The sequence below is a fragment of the Pseudomonas alkylphenolica genome (assembly GCF_016009175.1).
Lineage (GTDB): Bacteria > Pseudomonadota > Gammaproteobacteria > Pseudomonadales > Pseudomonadaceae > Aquipseudomonas > Aquipseudomonas alkylphenolica_B.
On sequence record NZ_JADUCM010000003.1, the window covers coordinates 63955 to 78093 of the forward strand.

The window sequence follows — 14139 nt, forward strand, 5'->3', positions numbered from 1 at the left end:
ATCCGGTTTGGCGAATGAACATGTATACACTTATACAAATGCACCATTTAATTTCATAAAAACGACATGTCGCTCTGTTCCGGTGCGACCGGTTCTTGGTAGAGTCTGGAAAAAAACCAATAAGTCCAAATCTCTATCTGGTGAAGTGTCTATGATCGAATCCGTCGAAGATTTCCTTGCGCGCCTGAAACAGCGCGACCCTGCCCAGCCTGAGTTCCACCAGGCCGTTGAAGAAGTTCTGCGCAGCCTCTGGCCTTTCCTTGAGGCCAATCCGCATTACCTGCAGGCCGGCATTCTCGAGCGCATGGTCGAACCTGAGCGCGCGATCCTGTTCCGCGTTTCGTGGGTCGACGATGCAGGCAAGGTCCACGTCAACCGTGGCTACCGTATCCAGATGAGCAGCGCCATTGGTCCGTACAAGGGCGGCCTGCGTTTCCACCCGTCGGTGAACCTTGGCGTGCTCAAGTTCCTGGCCTTCGAGCAGGTATTCAAAAACTCCCTGACCTCGTTGCCAATGGGCGGTGGCAAGGGTGGTTCGGACTTCGATCCGAAGGGCAAGAGCGACGCTGAAGTCATGCGCTTCTGCCAGGCTTTCATGAGCGAACTGTACCGCCACATCGGAGCAGACCTGGACGTACCGGCCGGTGACATCGGCGTCGGCGCCCGCGAGATCGGCTTCATGTTCGGCCAGTACAAGCGCCTGGCCAACCAGTTCACTTCGGTACTGACCGGTAAGGGCATGACCTACGGCGGCAGCCTGATTCGTCCGGAAGCTACCGGCTACGGCTGTGTGTATTTCGCCGAAGAGATGCTCAAGCGTCAGGACCTGCGTATCGACGGCCGTCGGGTGGCCATCTCGGGTTCCGGCAACGTCGCCCAGTACGCTGCACGCAAGGTCATGGACCTGGGCGGCAAGGTGATCTCGCTGTCCGACTCCGAAGGCACCCTGTTCTGTGAAGCGGGCATGACCGACGAGCAGTGGGATGCCGTGATGGAGCTGAAGAACGTCAAGCGCGGTCGCATCAGCGAACTGGCCGAGCGTTTCGGCCTGGAGTTCCGCAAGGGCCAGACCCCGTGGAACCTGCCGTGCGACATCGCCCTGCCGTGCGCAACGCAGAACGAGCTCAACGCCGAAGACGCCCACACGCTGCTGCGTAATGGCTGCATCTGCGTCGCCGAAGGCGCGAACATGCCAACCACCCTCGAGGCTGTGGATATCTTTATCGACGCGGGCATCCTGTTTGCCCCGGGTAAAGCCTCCAACGCCGGCGGCGTTGCCGTCAGTGGCCTGGAAATGTCGCAGAACGCCATGCGCCTGCTGTGGACAGCGGGTGAAGTCGACAGCAAGTTGCACAACATCATGCAGTCGATTCACCACGCGTGCGTGCACTACGGCGAGGAAAATGGCCGGGTCAACTACGTCAAAGGCGCCAACATCGCCGGCTTCGTCAAAGTCGCCGATGCCATGCTGGCGCAAGGCGTGGTCTAACCCTCGGGTGTAATGGCGACGATCTCGATCAACTGATCGCCCGCAGGTCGTCGCCACAGCACTTCGTCACCGGGCGCAGCACCCAGCAGCGCCCGGCCAAGGGGCGAACCCCAGTTGACCAGGCCATGCGCAGCATCGGCCTGGTCTTCGCCCACCAGTTGCACCTGATGCGACTGATTGTTTTCATCGACAAAACTCACCCAGCTGCCAATCTGCACCTTGTCCGTGGCGGTTGCCTTGGGCACGACGTGGGCGCTCTGCAGGCGCGCGCTGAAGTAGCGCAGGTCGCGCTCGGTGTCGGCCAAGTGCTGCTTGTCGGCGTGTTCACCCTGGGCCTGCAGTTCGCTGCGCAGCCTGTTCAACTCGCTGACCCGTTGCTGCAACTGAGCAAGCCCGGTGGCGGTAACATGATTGGGCTGATCGCTGATCCGGCGCTCCACGGGCTGGTCGGCCTGGGCTGCGGCCTGGTCTTCATTGACGAATGCTCGACTCATGGTGGTCTCCTGTGCAGTGAGACCATGCTGACAGATCCCGCGTCGAACGGGCTGCCTGCTTGCGACCTATTTGCGTCGATAGGCGCGGGCGGCGTCGCGATCCTTTTCTTCCTGCCATTGCTCGTCGCGCTCGTCCCAGTGGCGTGCCTGGTACTCCTGCAGGTCCTGGCTCTCCTGCATGGCGTGGCACTGGCGAAAGCCATCGTCCCAACCGGTTTCGTACTGACGGTTGTGCAGATAGCGCGGCACGTCTTTGCGAAAATCCCCGGCCATCACCCCGGCCGCCTGGCGGCCGCTGCTGCAGCCGTCCTGAAAGCCGTCAGCATACGCCGGTGGATAGCCTTGATTGATCAATTGCTCGTGGGTTGTCTGGCAACCCGTCAGCAGCACCGCCATCCCCAACAACACGCCATACCGCCACATAAGTCAGACTCTCCGTTTGCCGGGGAAAGTCTAGTGGGGGAGTTGTCGGTGCCGTGTCAAAAGGACGTGAAGCCATCGCGCAAAACCCGTGGGAGCGGATTTATCCGCGACCGGCTCAATAGTGATACCACTTCACCTCCAGCATCACCTCATTTTGCGCGGTGGCCAGCTGGCTGAACTCGCGTTTGGCACTGAGTCTCAGGCCCAGGTTGCGTGACAGCTCCCATTGCTGGTTCAGACTCAGGCTGCGGCGCACCTCGCCATTGGTGAAGTAGTCCCCCTTGGCTTCCAGGGTGAAGTTACCCAGCGGGTTGCGCCAGAGCAGCCCGGTATTGAAGCCGGCTGCGGGAGCAATGAACTGGGCGAAGTCGTTGTTGTGCTCGACCCGAACCGTACCCAGGGCAAACCCCAGCATATCGTCGGTCAGTTGCCAGGTACTGCCGGCGCCGCCGTTGACGTGGCTGACCAGCACTTCATCGTCATGCTTGCCCAGCACCCGCTCCAGGCCGCCGGTAACCTGCCACGACCAGGGTTGCAGCAGGTCGTTGCGTGGCGTTAGCGAGCGGATGGTGGCGAGGTCTAATCGCTGGACCTGCCAGTCGTTGTTCTCGTACTGACGCACCTTGAGCTGAAGAATCTCGATCTGTGCACCCAGCGGGAAGCCATAGGCATTGTCGTTGAGGTCGTGATAAGCCATGCGCAGGCCGTACTCCGCAAACGCGCGGTCTTCGCGAGTGCCAGCGCCCAACTGCCAGGTGCGTGAGTCGTGGCCGTCCTCGGGCAGTCCCGGGCGTTCAACCTCCAGCTCCGGCGGCGGATTGCGGTTGATCGCCCGCAGCAGTTCGAAGCTGCGCTTGCTGCGCTCGGGGTCGCGCTCGCGGCCGTTGGCGCGGTAACGCTCTAGACGGTAGGCGGCGTCTTGCACCAGCGCCTGACGTTCCCGGGGCAGGGCGGTGAATTCAGGGCTTTGCAACTGTGCGGTGTCGGCACTGACGGCCAGTACCTGTTGTTGTTCGTTGTCGTCCAGCGGTTTGGCCCGTTCCAGCAGCTCGCGCTCGCGGGACGGGCGGTAATCGATACGTTCGACAAGGCCGGACTCCTTCACCGCCTTGACCGTGTCGGTAGGAATCGCCGTCAGCGGGAACTGCGAGGTCAGGTCCAGGCTCGGGCGGGCGACCTGGAGCAACTCCAGCAGACGGTAGGAGCAGTTCTCGTCGAAAAAGAAGTAGTCGAACTGGATCTGTTTGAGCTCCCAGACATGCTCGACCATGCGCCCGGTTTCTTCCGGGGTCAGGTTCAGCCGGTATTCCCACAGGTCGCGGTTTTCCAGGCTGCGGTACTCGGAGAGCTTTTCCTGGTAGGGCACCAGGGCGAACAACCCGGGGTAGCCGCCCATCAAGCCCTTCCAGGCGTAGAGAATACTGTTGTCGCTACCTTCGATGTAGGCACCAAAGTTGATCGCGTAGCTGAGCAGGGCGGTGTCGTTGGTTTGCACGTCGGCCTGGTCGATGCGCAGCAAAGTGTGGCCGAACATCGAGGAGGGGCTATTGAGGTAGGCCGCGGGGAAGATCATCACTGCGCTGTGCGGGGCAATGTCCTTGAACCACTGGGTGTATTCCTTGCAATCCGGTGCCGGCAGGTCGTCGAGCTGCAGTTGCTCGCGTAGCCAGCGGGTACGCGCAGGGAACACGCACTGTGCGTGTTTGTCGCCGAGGCTGGCTGGCGCATACAGGGCCTGGAGCGTAGCGCGCAACTCCTGGTCGGGGTGGTGCGCACCGTCTTCGGCAAGGAAAAACTGCCGGTCATCGACGTAGCTGCGCCAGCCACCAAGCTTGGCCGTTTCATAGTGCCCCAGGGCGATCCAGTAACGGTCGGCCGCCAGTTGCGCAAGGCGTGCATCATCGAACGAAGGGGTAGCGTGGAGCGGGGCGCAAACACAGAGCGCCAGGTAAGCAAGGCGTTTGAGCATGTCGGGCAACTACGTCTGAATGATGCCGATAGAGGCAGGAAACATCCCGCCCCCCGGGAGGGGCGGGAAGGCCGAGCTTAAGCCGGGGTTGCGTATTTGGCCAGGCGTGGATCGGCCTTGAGTACGGCCAGGGTGTTGCTGTGGACATCGTCGGCGGTGGCGTCTGCCGAGGTGAAGATCTGCTGGAAGTGCTCGTGGGTGACAGCGGCGAAGTGCGCGCGGTCTTGCGGAGCGACACCGAGGACCACGGCATAGGTCGTCAGGGCTTCGCCCTGGCCTTTGGCCATGTCTTCGGACAGTTCGTTCATCATGCCATTCATGGCAATCCAGGATTTGCCACCGTAGGTCAGCGCGGCGTTGGTCGAGCAACCGTTGGTGCCCGAGGTCATGCCGAAGGTGGCGTTGCCGGAGGTGCCGTTGGTGGTGGAGGCGAGGAAGTGGGCGGGGGTGCCGCGCTGGCCCTCGAACAGCATGTTGCCCCAGCCGCAATCCGGGCCGCCCGGGGCCTGGGCCATGGCATTGATGGAAACCGCGGTGAACAGAGTACCCAGAAGAATCCGTTTCATAGCTTTGTTCTCATTCTAGTCATCGATAGCAAAGGTCAGGGTTGTCTGGCACCTGGATCGGTACCAGTTGCCAAGGGCCGGGCAGGTCTATACCCGGCCGCGCAGCTTGGAGTTTAGGCACGATCTAAGGGTTCCGTGGTTTATTGCCAAAAATTGCTTGAAAAAATTGACGCCGGACAGGTTTGGGACATGCGACATATTGTGCCGATGAGCCTTGCAAGGCGCGGGCAGGCGGCGCCAGAATGCCGTCATCTGCCCCGCCGAAGTAAGGAAGCCCGATGCCCGATCCTGTTGCTGCGAGCCTGCGTCTTGCGCCAGAAGCCTTGACCCGGCCGTTTTCCGCCGAACAGTTCGCCTTTTCCACCACCAATGATCTGGAGCCTTTTCGCGGTGTGCTTGGCCAGGAACGTGCTGTCGAAGCCTTGCAGTTTGGCGTCGCCATGCCCCGTCCCGGATACAACGTGTTTGTCATGGGTGAGCCCGGCACCGGGCGTTTTTCGTTCGTCAAACGTTACCTCAAGGCGGAAGGCAAGCGCCTGCAGACGCCAGCCGACTGGGTGTACGTCAACAATTTCGACGAGCCCCGTGAGCCGCGCGCCCTGGAGCTGCCGCCAGGCAGCGCGGGCGCGTTCATCAGTGATGTTGGCGGGCTGATCGACAACCTGCTGGCGACCTTCCCCGCAGTGTTCGAACACCCGTCGTACCAGCAGAAAAAGAGCGCTATCGATCGCGCATTCAACCAGCGTTATGACCGTGCTCTGGATGTGATCGAACGGGCTTCGCTGGAAAAAGACGTGGCCCTGTACCGCGACAGCAGCAATGTCGCCTTTACCCCGATGGCCGACGGCAAGGCGCTGGACGAGGCAGAATTCGCCCAGCTGCCGGAAGCCGAGCGTGAACGCTTTCATGACGACATCGCCGAACTGGAGGAGCGCCTTAACGAGGAGCTGGCCAGTCTGCCGCAATGGAAGCGCGAGTCGAACAATCAACTGCGTCAGCTGAACGAAGAAACCATCACCCTGGCACTCCAGCCGTTGTTGTCCCCGCTGTCGGAAAAGTATGCGGAGAACGCTGCGGTGTGTGCCTACCTGCAGGCCATGCAGGTCAACCTGTTGCGCACCGTGGTCGAGCAACTGGTCGATGACAGCAAGACCGACGCCCAGGCGCGCAAGCTGCTGGAAGAGCAGTACGCACCGAGCCTGGTAGTGGGGCATCACGTCAGCGGCGGTGCGCCGGTGGTGTTCGAGCCGCACCCGACCTACGACAACCTGTTCGGCCGTATCGAATACAGCACCGACCAGGGCGCGCTGTACACCACTTACCGGCAACTGCGCCCGGGCGCCTTGCACCGGGCCAACGGTGGTTTCCTGATCCTTGAAGCGGAGAAGATGCTCGGTGAGCCGTTCGTCTGGGATGCGCTCAAGCGCGCCCTGCAGTCGCGCAAGCTGAAGATGGAATCGCCGCTGGGTGAGTTCGGTCGCCTGGCGACCGTCACCCTCAACCCGCAGATGATCCCGCTCAACATCAAGGTGGTGATCATCGGCTCCCGCCAGCTGTATTACGCCTTGCAGGACCATGATCCGGACTTCCAGGAGATGTTCCGGGTACTGGTGGACTTCGACGAAGACATCCCGATGGTCGACGAGAGCCTGGAGCAGTTCGCCCAGTTGCTCAAGACACGCACCAGCGAAGAGGGCATGGCACCGCTGAGCGCCGACGCCGTGGCGCGCCTGGCGACGTACAGTGCACGCCTGGCCGAACACCAGGGGCGGTTGTCGGCACGCATTGGCGACCTGTTCCAGCTGGTCAGCGAGGCGGACTTCATTCGCCACCTGGCCAACGACGAGATGACCGATGCCGGGCACATCGAACGTGCCCTCAAGGCCAAGGCCACCCGCACGGGCCGCGTGTCGGCGCGGATTCTGGACGACATGCTGGCCGGGATCATCCTGATCGATACCGAAGGCGCCGCAGTGGGCAAGTGCAACGGTCTGACCGTGCTGGAAGTCGGTGATTCGGCCTTTGGCGTACCGGCGCGCATCTCGGCCACGGTGTACCCCGGCGGCAGCGGCATCGTCGATATCGAGCGTGAGGTCAACCTCGGCCAGCCAATCCACTCCAAGGGCGTGATGATCCTGACCGGCTACCTGGGAAGCCGCTATGCCCAGGAGTTCCCGCTGGCCATTTCGGCGAGTATCGCCCTGGAGCAGTCCTACGGTTATGTGGACGGCGACAGTGCGTCGCTGGGCGAGGCCTGCACGCTGATTTCGGCGTTGTCGAAAACCCCGCTCAAGCAGTGTTTCGCCATTACCGGTTCTATCAACCAGTTTGGTGAAGTGCAGGCGGTCGGCGGGGTCAACGAGAAAATCGAGGGCTTCTTCCGGCTCTGCGAAGCACGCGGCCTGACCGGTGAGCAAGGGGCGATCATCCCGCGGGCCAACGTCGCCACCCTGATGCTTGATGAACGGGTATTGCAGGCCGTGCGTGCCGGTATGTTCCACGTCTATGCAGTCAGTCAGGCCGATGAGGCGCTGAGCCTGCTGGTCGGTGAACCGGCGGGTGAGCCGGATGCCGACGGCGAGTTTCCCGAAGGCAGCGTCAACGCCCGGGTGGTCGAGCGCTTGCGGGACATCGCCGAAATGCTCAGCGAGGAAGAACTCAAGGAGGCCGAAAAGGAACAGGCCGAGCAAGCCCTGGCGCAGGTCAAACCAACCTGAGTCAATTAACCGGCGCCTCAGCGGTCATGACCGCTGGGCGCCGGTAATCCCACGCAGCAGCAGTTTTCTTCTATTCTTCAGTGCAAGGATCGTAGTCATTCCAGGACAGAAACAGCCCTGCCTGCGGGGTTGACTCAGGGTTTATCGAGGATCGACGCCATGCCGCGCAGCCTCAGCCTCACCCGCCAATGCCTGGGCCTGGTGACCCGCATTGAATGCAGCATTCGCCCACTGTCCGGCGACAACGGCATGTGGACCCTTTTGTTTGCCGCCGGCATGGCTGGCGAGCAGCCATCCGCAATCAAGGCCCAAGGGCCGTTTCACGGACCTTTCGTAGCCGAATCGGTGCTCGATGCCATTGTCGACAGCCTGACCCTGCACGGTTATCAGGTGGCGGATGATCCACAGATATGGTGTGTGCATCTGCAGGCGCAGCTTCGGCGGATCAATGGTGAGCGTGTGCATCACGTCGGTGACTTCCAGTTCCATCCGGAAACCTGACGCTTCACCGCACCACGGCAACACGCCGCGTAATCCTCCTGTGGCAGCGTGCCACGGGCTTTTTCTGTTATGGCTGGCTGTTATACTCGCGCTCGCTTTTTTCGCCACCTGACGAGTTTTCAATGGAACGTATTATCGAAAATGCGATGTATGCCTCGCGCTGGCTGCTCGCCCCGATCTATTTTGGTCTGTCGTTGGGCCTGCTGGCACTGGCACTGAAGTTCTTCCAGGAGATCTTCCATGTGCTGCCCAATATCTTCTCCCTTGCCGAAGCCGACCTGATCCTGGTCATCCTGTCGCTGATCGACATGGCCCTGGTGGGCGGCCTGCTGGTGATGGTGATGATTTCCGGTTACGAGAACTTCGTCTCGCAACTGGATATCGACGAGGACAAGGAAAAGCTCAACTGGCTGGGCAAGATGGACTCGTCTTCGCTGAAGATGAAAGTCGCGGCCTCCATCGTGGCAATCTCCTCGATCCATCTGCTGCGGGTGTTCATGGACGCGCGCAACATCGAGACCGAGTACCTCATGTGGTACGTGATCATCCACATGACCTTCGTGGTTTCGGCGTTCGCCATGGGTTATCTGGACAAGCTGACCAAGCACTGATCCGGCATCCATGCCTGAAACACGACCGCCCGTCCGTTGCAAAACGGACGGGCGGGTGCGTTTTTACCTTGTGCTTTGGCGCGTGCTGTACAAAAAATGAACGGTCACTCGTAGTACCCGCTCAACGTTCCAGTAGCGAGGTATCACCATGAACCTTCAACAACTGAGCACCGAGGCCAGGGCCGGCCATGTCGAAGAACTCAACCTGATCGCCCTGGAAGGCGGCGACTTCATCATCGAGGCCCGGGTAAACGGGCATGCCCATCCACTGGCTGACAAGCACGGGCAGCGTGTAAAAGTGCACTCGGTGGTTGACGCACAACGTCTGCTTGATGGCTTGCCTACGGTGCCGATGCACATGGTGCACTGGTCAATGGACGACGAGATGGTCGGCGGCAGCAATACCGGTGACGGCGACCTTAAAATACCGATGCCCAGACGTTCTGCCTGGTAGCTGAACAGCACCAGCGCAGTGTGCTAGGCTGCTCGCCCTTTTCATAAAGGGCGCGGTTGTCGTGCGCCCTGCAGCGGAGCAAGCAAATGTCCGAAATCAACCTGTCTACCGACGAAACTCGCGTCAGCTACGGCATCGGCCGTCAGCTGGGTGGCCAACTGCGTGACAACCCGCCACCGGGTGTCAGCCTGGACGCCATCCTGGCTGGCCTGACCGACGCTTTCAACGGCAAAGACAGCCGCGTCAGCGAAGAAGACCTGTCGGCCAGCTTCAAAGTCATCCGTGAAATCATGCAGGCAGAAGCTGCGGCCAAAGCCGAAGCGGCTGCTGGCGAAGGCAAAGCCTTCCTGGCTGAAAACGCCAAGCGTGACGGCATCACCACCCTGGCCTCGGGCCTGCAGTTCGAAGTGCTGACCGCCGGTGAAGGCGCCAAGCCAACCCGCGAAGACAGCGTGCGCACCCACTACCACGGCACCCTGATCGACGGCACTGTGTTCGACAGCTCCTACGAGCGTGGCCAGCCTGCAGAGTTCCCGGTTGGCGGCGTGATCGCCGGCTGGACCGAAGCCCTGCAACTGATGAACGCCGGCAGCAAATGGCGCCTGTACGTTCCGAGCGAGCTGGCTTACGGCGCTCAGGGCGTTGGCAGCATCCCGCCGCACAGCGTTCTGGTGTTCGACGTCGAGCTGCTCGACGTACTGTAAGTGCTTCGAGGGCCTGCGGCCCTCATCGCCGGCAAGGCCGGCTCCCACAGTGACTGCGCTGATCTGACGATCAACGGGGCCTGTGTGGGAGCTGGCGTAGCCAGCGATGCTTTTTCAGTTCCATTCGGTTCCACCGCCAGGGCGCAATGCCCGGGCGTAGCAGAACAGGAACAGGTTGCGCACCAGTTCCTTGAGCACGATAGGCTCGCTTGAATTCAGGCCGGTAAGGTCCAGATCACCTTGGTCGCGCAGTTCATCCAGCGCCTCTTCTTCGAGCACCGCACAGACTTCGCCGGTTTCCCGGTGCAGGATGCGCAGGTAAGGGTGTGGGCGGTCAAGCCAGGCGTCTATCAGATAAGTCATGGCTATTCTCCTTGGAAGCGTCCAATGAGAATAATTCTTATTATCAAAATAGCAAGAGACTATTGTCAAAAAGTCGCCCAATGGTCATGGGCGAGAGGTTCCGAGGCTGGCAGGCAGCCCCGAAACCGGCGGGGTTCAGACCTTGCGGACGAATTCCGATTTCAGCTTCATCGGGCCGATGCCGTCGATCTTGCAGTCGATGTCATGGTCGCCATCACACAGGCGAATGTTCTTGACCTTGGTGCCGACCTTGACCACCAGGGAGGTGCCCTTGACCTTCAGGTCCTTGATCACGGTGATGGTGTCGCCATCTTGCAAGACGTTGCCCACCGAATCCTTCTTGACGGTTTCGTCGCTCACAGCCTCGGCGTCACCGGCTGCAGACCACTCGTGGGCGCACTCGGGGCAGATCAGCTGGGTGCCGTCTTCGTAGGTGTATTCGGAGTTGCATTTAGGGCAGGGTGGCAAAGTGCTCACTAGGGTTCCTCAAGACGTACAGGTGCAAAACCTACATTGTATAGGGTTTTGTCCGTCAGAGGTCAAACAGGCCCATCGAGCGATGGGCCGGGGCGGGATCAGTGCGTGCGAGCGACAGCGAATTCGCTCAGCTCTACCAGGGCATCGCGGTACTCGCTGGCAGGCAGGGCATCCAGGCAGGCAATGGCACGGGCTACGTAGTCGCGGGCCATTTGCGCCGTGTACTCCAGGGCGCCGGCAGCTTCAACGGCGGCACGGATGCTCTCAAGATCTTCGATACCGCCTTTCTGGATCGCCTGGCGTACCAGGGCGGCCTGTTCGGCAGTGCCTTCACGCATGGTGTAGATCAGCGGCAGGGTCGGCTTGCCTTCGGCCAGGTCGTCACCGACGTTCTTGCCCAGGGTCTCGGCATCGCCCTTGTAGTCGAGCAGGTCGTCGACCAGCTGGAAGGCCACACCCAGGTGGTCACCGAAGGTGCGCAGGGCTTCACGCTGCTCAGGGGAGGCTTCGGCCAGTGCGGCGGCGCTGTGGGTCGAGGCTTCGAAGAGCATCGCGGTCTTGCCGCGGATGACTTCCATGTAGACCTCTTCAGTGGTGCTGGCGTCACGGATGCGCGACAGTTGCAGCACTTCACCCTCGGCGATGATCCGGGTGGCCTTGGAGAGGATCTGCATGACCGGCATCGAGCCCAGCTCGACCATCATCTCGAAGGAACGCGAATAGAGGAAGTCTCCCACCAGCACGCTCGGCGCGTTGCCCCACAGGGCATTGGCCGTCGAGCGGCCACGGCGCATGCCGGACATGTCGACGACGTCGTCGTGCAGCAAGGTGGCGGTGTGCAGGAACTCGATGGTGGCGGCCAGCAGACGCACGTCGTCGCCTTCGCGGCCCAGGGCCTTGCTGCACAGCAGGACCAACAGCGGGCGCAGGCGCTTGCCACCCGCTGAAGTGATGTAGTCGCCGATTTTCGATACCAGCGGTACACGCGAAGTCAGCTGTTTCTTGATAATCTCGTCAACGGCGCTGAAGTCGTCCGCTACCGCTCGGTAGAAAGCTTGGGGTTGCATCGGCCACAGGTGCTCCATAAAGGTTGCGCGGCATGCTAGGTCGCGGGTCCCGGCGTGTCAAGGCGCGGTCCCCGCCAGCCGGGGGCGGGACTTGCAAGGGGCGAGCGGCTTGCGTACAATCGCGCACCCTGAACTTCCTGGGCAGCACCTGCCTTACGCAATTGCACTGGGCCGTTCCAGCCCTATGCAGCCATGCCAGCCAATACTCTTCCTATAAAGAGCTGGGTGAGCAGGATTATCGGAGAAATACCATGTACGCAGTAATTGTTACCGGTGGCAAGCAGTACAAAGTCGCCGAAGGTGAATACCTGAAAATCGAAAAACTGGAAGTCGCCACTGGCGAATCCGTGACTTTCGACCGCGTTCTGTTGGTTGCCAATGGCGACGACGTGAACATCGGCGCTCCAGTCGTTGCTGGTGCCAAAGTTGTTGCTGAAGTGATCTCGCAAGGTCGTCACGACAAAGTGCGCATCATCAAGTTCCGCCGCCGTAAGCACCACATGAAGCGTATGGGCCACCGCCAGTGGTTCACCGAAATCAAGATCACCGGTATTTCGGCTTAATCGCCTGAATCCATTTCTGGAGAATTGAACCATGGCACACAAAAAAGCTGGTGGTAGTACCCGTAACGGTCGCGACTCAGAAGCCAAACGCCTTGGCGTGAAGATGTATGGCGGCCAGGCTATCATTCCTGGCAACATCATCGTGCGTCAGCGCGGCACCCAATTCCACGCTGGCTACGGCGTTGGCATGGGCAAGGATCACACCCTGTTCGCCAAGATCGCGGGTAAGATCAAGTTTGAAGTAAAAGGCGAGTTCAATCGTCGTTACGTGAGCGTCGTTGCCGAGTAATCGCGCGAACGCTGGAAAAGCCCTGTCTCGCGACGGGGCTTTTTCGTTTGTGGGGTGAGTCTCTTGCAAAGCTGTTTGTATGGGCTGCCGGCGCTGGTGTTTCGGTCGTTGACGGGGGCCGCCGCGCTCACTTTTGCAAGAGCCTTATGTCTTTGTGTCACTCAGCTCGTCCAGCTGACGAGAGGCGGTTTTTATGAAGTTTGTTGACGAAGTATCGATCCGGGTCAAGGCCGGTGACGGCGGTAACGGTTGCATGAGCTTCCGCCGCGAGAAATTCATCGAGAACGGTGGTCCCAACGGTGGTGACGGGGGTGATGGCGGTTCGATCTACATGGTCGCCGATGAAAACCTCAACACCTTGGTCGACTATCGCTACACCCGTCACTTTGACGCCGAGCGCGGCTCCAATGGCGGCAGCACCGATTGCACCGGCAAGAAAGGCGAAGACCTGATCTTGCGCGTTCCTGTTGGCACCACGGTGATCGACGCCGCCACCCAGGAAGTCATCGGTGACCTGGTCAAGCCTGGCCAGAAGCTGATGGTGGTTCAGGGCGGCTGGCACGGCCTGGGCAACACCCGTTTCAAATCCAGTACCAACCGTGCGCCACGCCAGACCACGCCGGGCAAGCCGGGCGAGCAGCGTGACCTCAAGCTGGAAATGAAAGTACTGGCCGACGTGGGCCTGCTGGGCTTGCCGAACGCCGGCAAAAGTACCTTCATCCGCTCGGTCTCGGCCGCCAAGCCGAAAGTCGCCGACTACCCGTTCACCACCCTGGTGCCGAACCTGGGCGTGGTCAGCGTCGACCGTTGGAAGAGCTTCGTCATCGCCGACATTCCCGGCCTGATCGAAGGCGCCTCCGAAGGGGCTGGCCTGGGTATCCGTTTCCTCAAGCACCTGGCGCGTACCCGCCTGCTGCTGCACCTCGTCGACCTGGCACCGCTGGATGAAAGCAGCAGCGCCGATGCCGCCGAAGTGATCGTTAACGAACTGGCCCGTTTCAGCCCGTCGCTGGCTGAACGTGATCGTTGGCTGGTACTGAACAAGACCGACATGCTGATGGACGACGAGCGTGACGAGCGCGTCAAGGAAGTGGTCGAGCGTCTGCAATGGGAAGGTCCTGTCTATGTGATCTCGGCCATCTCCAAGCAGGGCACCGAGCAGCTCAGCCGCGACATCATGCGTTACCTCGAAGACCGCGCCGACCGCCTGGCCAACGACCCGGCCTACGCCGAAGAGCTGGCTGACCTCGATCAGCGCATCGAAGACGAAGCCCGTGCCCAGTTGCAGGCACTGGACGACGCGCGTGCCTTGCGCCGCAGCGGCGTGAAGAGCGTGCACGACATCGGCGACGACGATGACGACGATTGGGATGATGACGACGAAGACGGTCCGGAAATCATTTACGTGCGCGACTGATTCGTTGCAGTACACTAAACGCCGCTCTCAGGAGC

The 14139-nt window shown here is 60.9% G+C and carries 16 protein-coding genes; 9 read left to right on the forward strand and 7 right to left on the reverse strand.

The window, feature by feature from the left end; translation table 11 throughout:
• Positions 1–151 precede the first annotated feature (151 nt).
• Positions 152–1489, forward strand: a complete 1338-nt coding sequence (gdhA, locus tag I5S59_RS04700; RefSeq protein WP_197875609.1) for an NADP-specific glutamate dehydrogenase — start codon at positions 152–154, stop codon at positions 1487–1489.
• On the opposite strand, the gene I5S59_RS04705 is transcribed toward gdhA, so the two are convergent.
• From I5S59_RS04705 to I5S59_RS04720, 4 genes are all read right to left on the reverse strand, one after another.
• A complete protein-coding gene (locus I5S59_RS04705) occupies positions 1486–1983 on the reverse strand; it encodes a GreA/GreB family elongation factor (protein WP_197875610.1) in 498 nt (165 codons plus the stop codon). The genes gdhA and I5S59_RS04705 overlap by 4 nt on opposite strands.
• Before the next feature lie 66 nt (positions 1984–2049).
• On the reverse strand, positions 2050–2406 hold the full coding sequence (locus I5S59_RS04710) for a hypothetical protein (RefSeq protein WP_197875611.1): 357 nt from the start codon (positions 2404–2406) through the stop codon (positions 2050–2052).
• 115 nt (positions 2407–2521) lie between these two features.
• Complete coding sequence (locus I5S59_RS04715) at positions 2522–4375, reverse strand: DUF4105 domain-containing protein (protein WP_197875612.1); 1854 nt, start codon at positions 4373–4375, stop codon at positions 2522–2524.
• Positions 4376–4452: 77 nt separating this feature from the next.
• The gene (locus I5S59_RS04720) at positions 4453–4941 is read right to left on the reverse strand and encodes a DUF3015 domain-containing protein (RefSeq protein WP_128322837.1); all 489 of its coding nucleotides are present in this window, start codon (positions 4939–4941) and stop codon (positions 4453–4455) included.
• 278 nt (positions 4942–5219) lie between these two features.
• Between I5S59_RS04720 and I5S59_RS04725 the strand changes: the two genes are divergently transcribed.
• From I5S59_RS04725 to I5S59_RS04745, 5 genes are all read left to right on the forward strand, one after another.
• A complete protein-coding gene (locus I5S59_RS04725) occupies positions 5220–7658 on the forward strand; it encodes a Lon protease family protein (RefSeq protein WP_197875613.1) in 2439 nt (812 codons plus the stop codon).
• A gap of 159 nt (positions 7659–7817) precedes the next feature.
• Positions 7818–8159, forward strand: a complete 342-nt coding sequence (locus I5S59_RS04730) for a hypothetical protein (protein ID WP_197875614.1) — start codon at positions 7818–7820, stop codon at positions 8157–8159.
• Positions 8160–8281: 122 nt separating this feature from the next.
• A complete protein-coding gene (locus tag I5S59_RS04735; RefSeq protein ID WP_038614811.1) occupies positions 8282–8770 on the forward strand; it encodes a TIGR00645 family protein in 489 nt (162 codons plus the stop codon).
• A gap of 148 nt (positions 8771–8918) precedes the next feature.
• Positions 8919–9224 carry a DUF6482 family protein gene (locus I5S59_RS04740; protein ID WP_197875615.1) on the forward strand — a complete coding sequence of 102 codons (306 nt, stop codon included), beginning with the start codon at positions 8919–8921 and terminating at the stop codon, positions 9222–9224.
• Between the two features lie 86 nt (positions 9225–9310).
• On the forward strand, positions 9311–9928 hold the full coding sequence (locus I5S59_RS04745; protein ID WP_128322834.1) for an FKBP-type peptidyl-prolyl cis-trans isomerase: 618 nt from the start codon (positions 9311–9313) through the stop codon (positions 9926–9928).
• 114 nt (positions 9929–10042) lie between these two features.
• Here the strand turns inward: I5S59_RS04745 and I5S59_RS04750 are convergent, their stop codons facing one another.
• The 3 genes from I5S59_RS04750 to I5S59_RS04760 all read right to left on the reverse strand — a co-directional run bounded on the left by I5S59_RS04750 (position 10043) and on the right by I5S59_RS04760 (position 11835).
• Positions 10043–10291 (reverse strand): hypothetical protein, encoded by a 249-nt coding sequence (locus tag I5S59_RS04750; RefSeq protein ID WP_197875616.1) that lies wholly within the window; start codon positions 10289–10291, stop codon positions 10043–10045.
• Positions 10292–10426: 135 nt separating this feature from the next.
• Positions 10427–10768: a zinc ribbon domain-containing protein YjdM gene (locus tag I5S59_RS04755; protein ID WP_128322832.1), complete on the reverse strand. Its 342-nt coding sequence runs from the start codon at positions 10766–10768 to the stop codon at positions 10427–10429.
• A gap of 98 nt (positions 10769–10866) precedes the next feature.
• Positions 10867–11835: a polyprenyl synthetase family protein gene (locus tag I5S59_RS04760; RefSeq protein WP_197875617.1), complete on the reverse strand. Its 969-nt coding sequence runs from the start codon at positions 11833–11835 to the stop codon at positions 10867–10869.
• Between the two features lie 251 nt (positions 11836–12086).
• Here I5S59_RS04760 and rplU point away from each other — a divergent pair, with 251 nt between their 5' ends.
• The 3 genes from rplU (at position 12087) to cgtA (ending at position 14104) form a co-directional block, all read left to right on the forward strand.
• Positions 12087–12398: a 50S ribosomal protein L21 gene (gene rplU, locus I5S59_RS04765; protein WP_038614793.1), complete on the forward strand. Its 312-nt coding sequence runs from the start codon at positions 12087–12089 to the stop codon at positions 12396–12398.
• Positions 12399–12429: 31 nt separating this feature from the next.
• Positions 12430–12687, forward strand: coding sequence for a 50S ribosomal protein L27 (gene rpmA / locus I5S59_RS04770; protein WP_128322830.1), 258 nt, complete (start codon positions 12430–12432; stop codon positions 12685–12687).
• A gap of 193 nt (positions 12688–12880) precedes the next feature.
• Positions 12881–14104 (forward strand): Obg family GTPase CgtA, encoded by a 1224-nt coding sequence (cgtA, locus tag I5S59_RS04775; RefSeq protein ID WP_197875618.1) that lies wholly within the window; start codon positions 12881–12883, stop codon positions 14102–14104.
• The last annotated feature ends 35 nt before the right edge of the window (positions 14105–14139 follow it).

Bases quoted from the DNA above. Each gene is read 5' to 3' on its own strand.
- rpmA (WP_128322830.1), top strand. From the start codon at position 12,430: ATGGCACACAAAAAAGCTGGTGGTAGTACCCGTAACGGTCGCGACTCA.
- I5S59_RS04735 (WP_038614811.1), top strand. From the start codon at position 8,282: ATGGAACGTATTATCGAAAATGCGATGTATGCCTCGCGCTGGCTGCTC.
- rplU (WP_038614793.1), top strand. From the start codon at position 12,087: ATGTACGCAGTAATTGTTACCGGTGGCAAGCAGTACAAAGTCGCCGAA.
- I5S59_RS04750 (WP_197875616.1), bottom strand. From the start codon at position 10,291: ATGACTTATCTGATAGACGCCTGGCTTGACCGCCCACACCCTTACCTG.
- I5S59_RS04740 (WP_197875615.1), top strand. From the start codon at position 8,919: ATGAACCTTCAACAACTGAGCACCGAGGCCAGGGCCGGCCATGTCGAA.
- I5S59_RS04725 (WP_197875613.1), top strand. From the start codon at position 5,220: ATGCCCGATCCTGTTGCTGCGAGCCTGCGTCTTGCGCCAGAAGCCTTG.
- I5S59_RS04745 (WP_128322834.1), top strand. From the start codon at position 9,311: ATGTCCGAAATCAACCTGTCTACCGACGAAACTCGCGTCAGCTACGGC.
- I5S59_RS04710 (WP_197875611.1), bottom strand. From the start codon at position 2,406: ATGTGGCGGTATGGCGTGTTGTTGGGGATGGCGGTGCTGCTGACGGGT.
- I5S59_RS04760 (WP_197875617.1), bottom strand. From the start codon at position 11,835: ATGCAACCCCAAGCTTTCTACCGAGCGGTAGCGGACGACTTCAGCGCC.
- I5S59_RS04720 (WP_128322837.1), bottom strand. From the start codon at position 4,941: ATGAAACGGATTCTTCTGGGTACTCTGTTCACCGCGGTTTCCATCAAT.
- I5S59_RS04715 (WP_197875612.1), bottom strand. From the start codon at position 4,375: ATGCTCAAACGCCTTGCTTACCTGGCGCTCTGTGTTTGCGCCCCGCTC.
- I5S59_RS04705 (WP_197875610.1), bottom strand. From the start codon at position 1,983: ATGAGTCGAGCATTCGTCAATGAAGACCAGGCCGCAGCCCAGGCCGAC.
- I5S59_RS04730 (WP_197875614.1), top strand. From the start codon at position 7,818: ATGCCGCGCAGCCTCAGCCTCACCCGCCAATGCCTGGGCCTGGTGACC.
- cgtA (WP_197875618.1), top strand. From the start codon at position 12,881: ATGAAGTTTGTTGACGAAGTATCGATCCGGGTCAAGGCCGGTGACGGC.
- gdhA (WP_197875609.1), top strand. From the start codon at position 152: ATGATCGAATCCGTCGAAGATTTCCTTGCGCGCCTGAAACAGCGCGAC.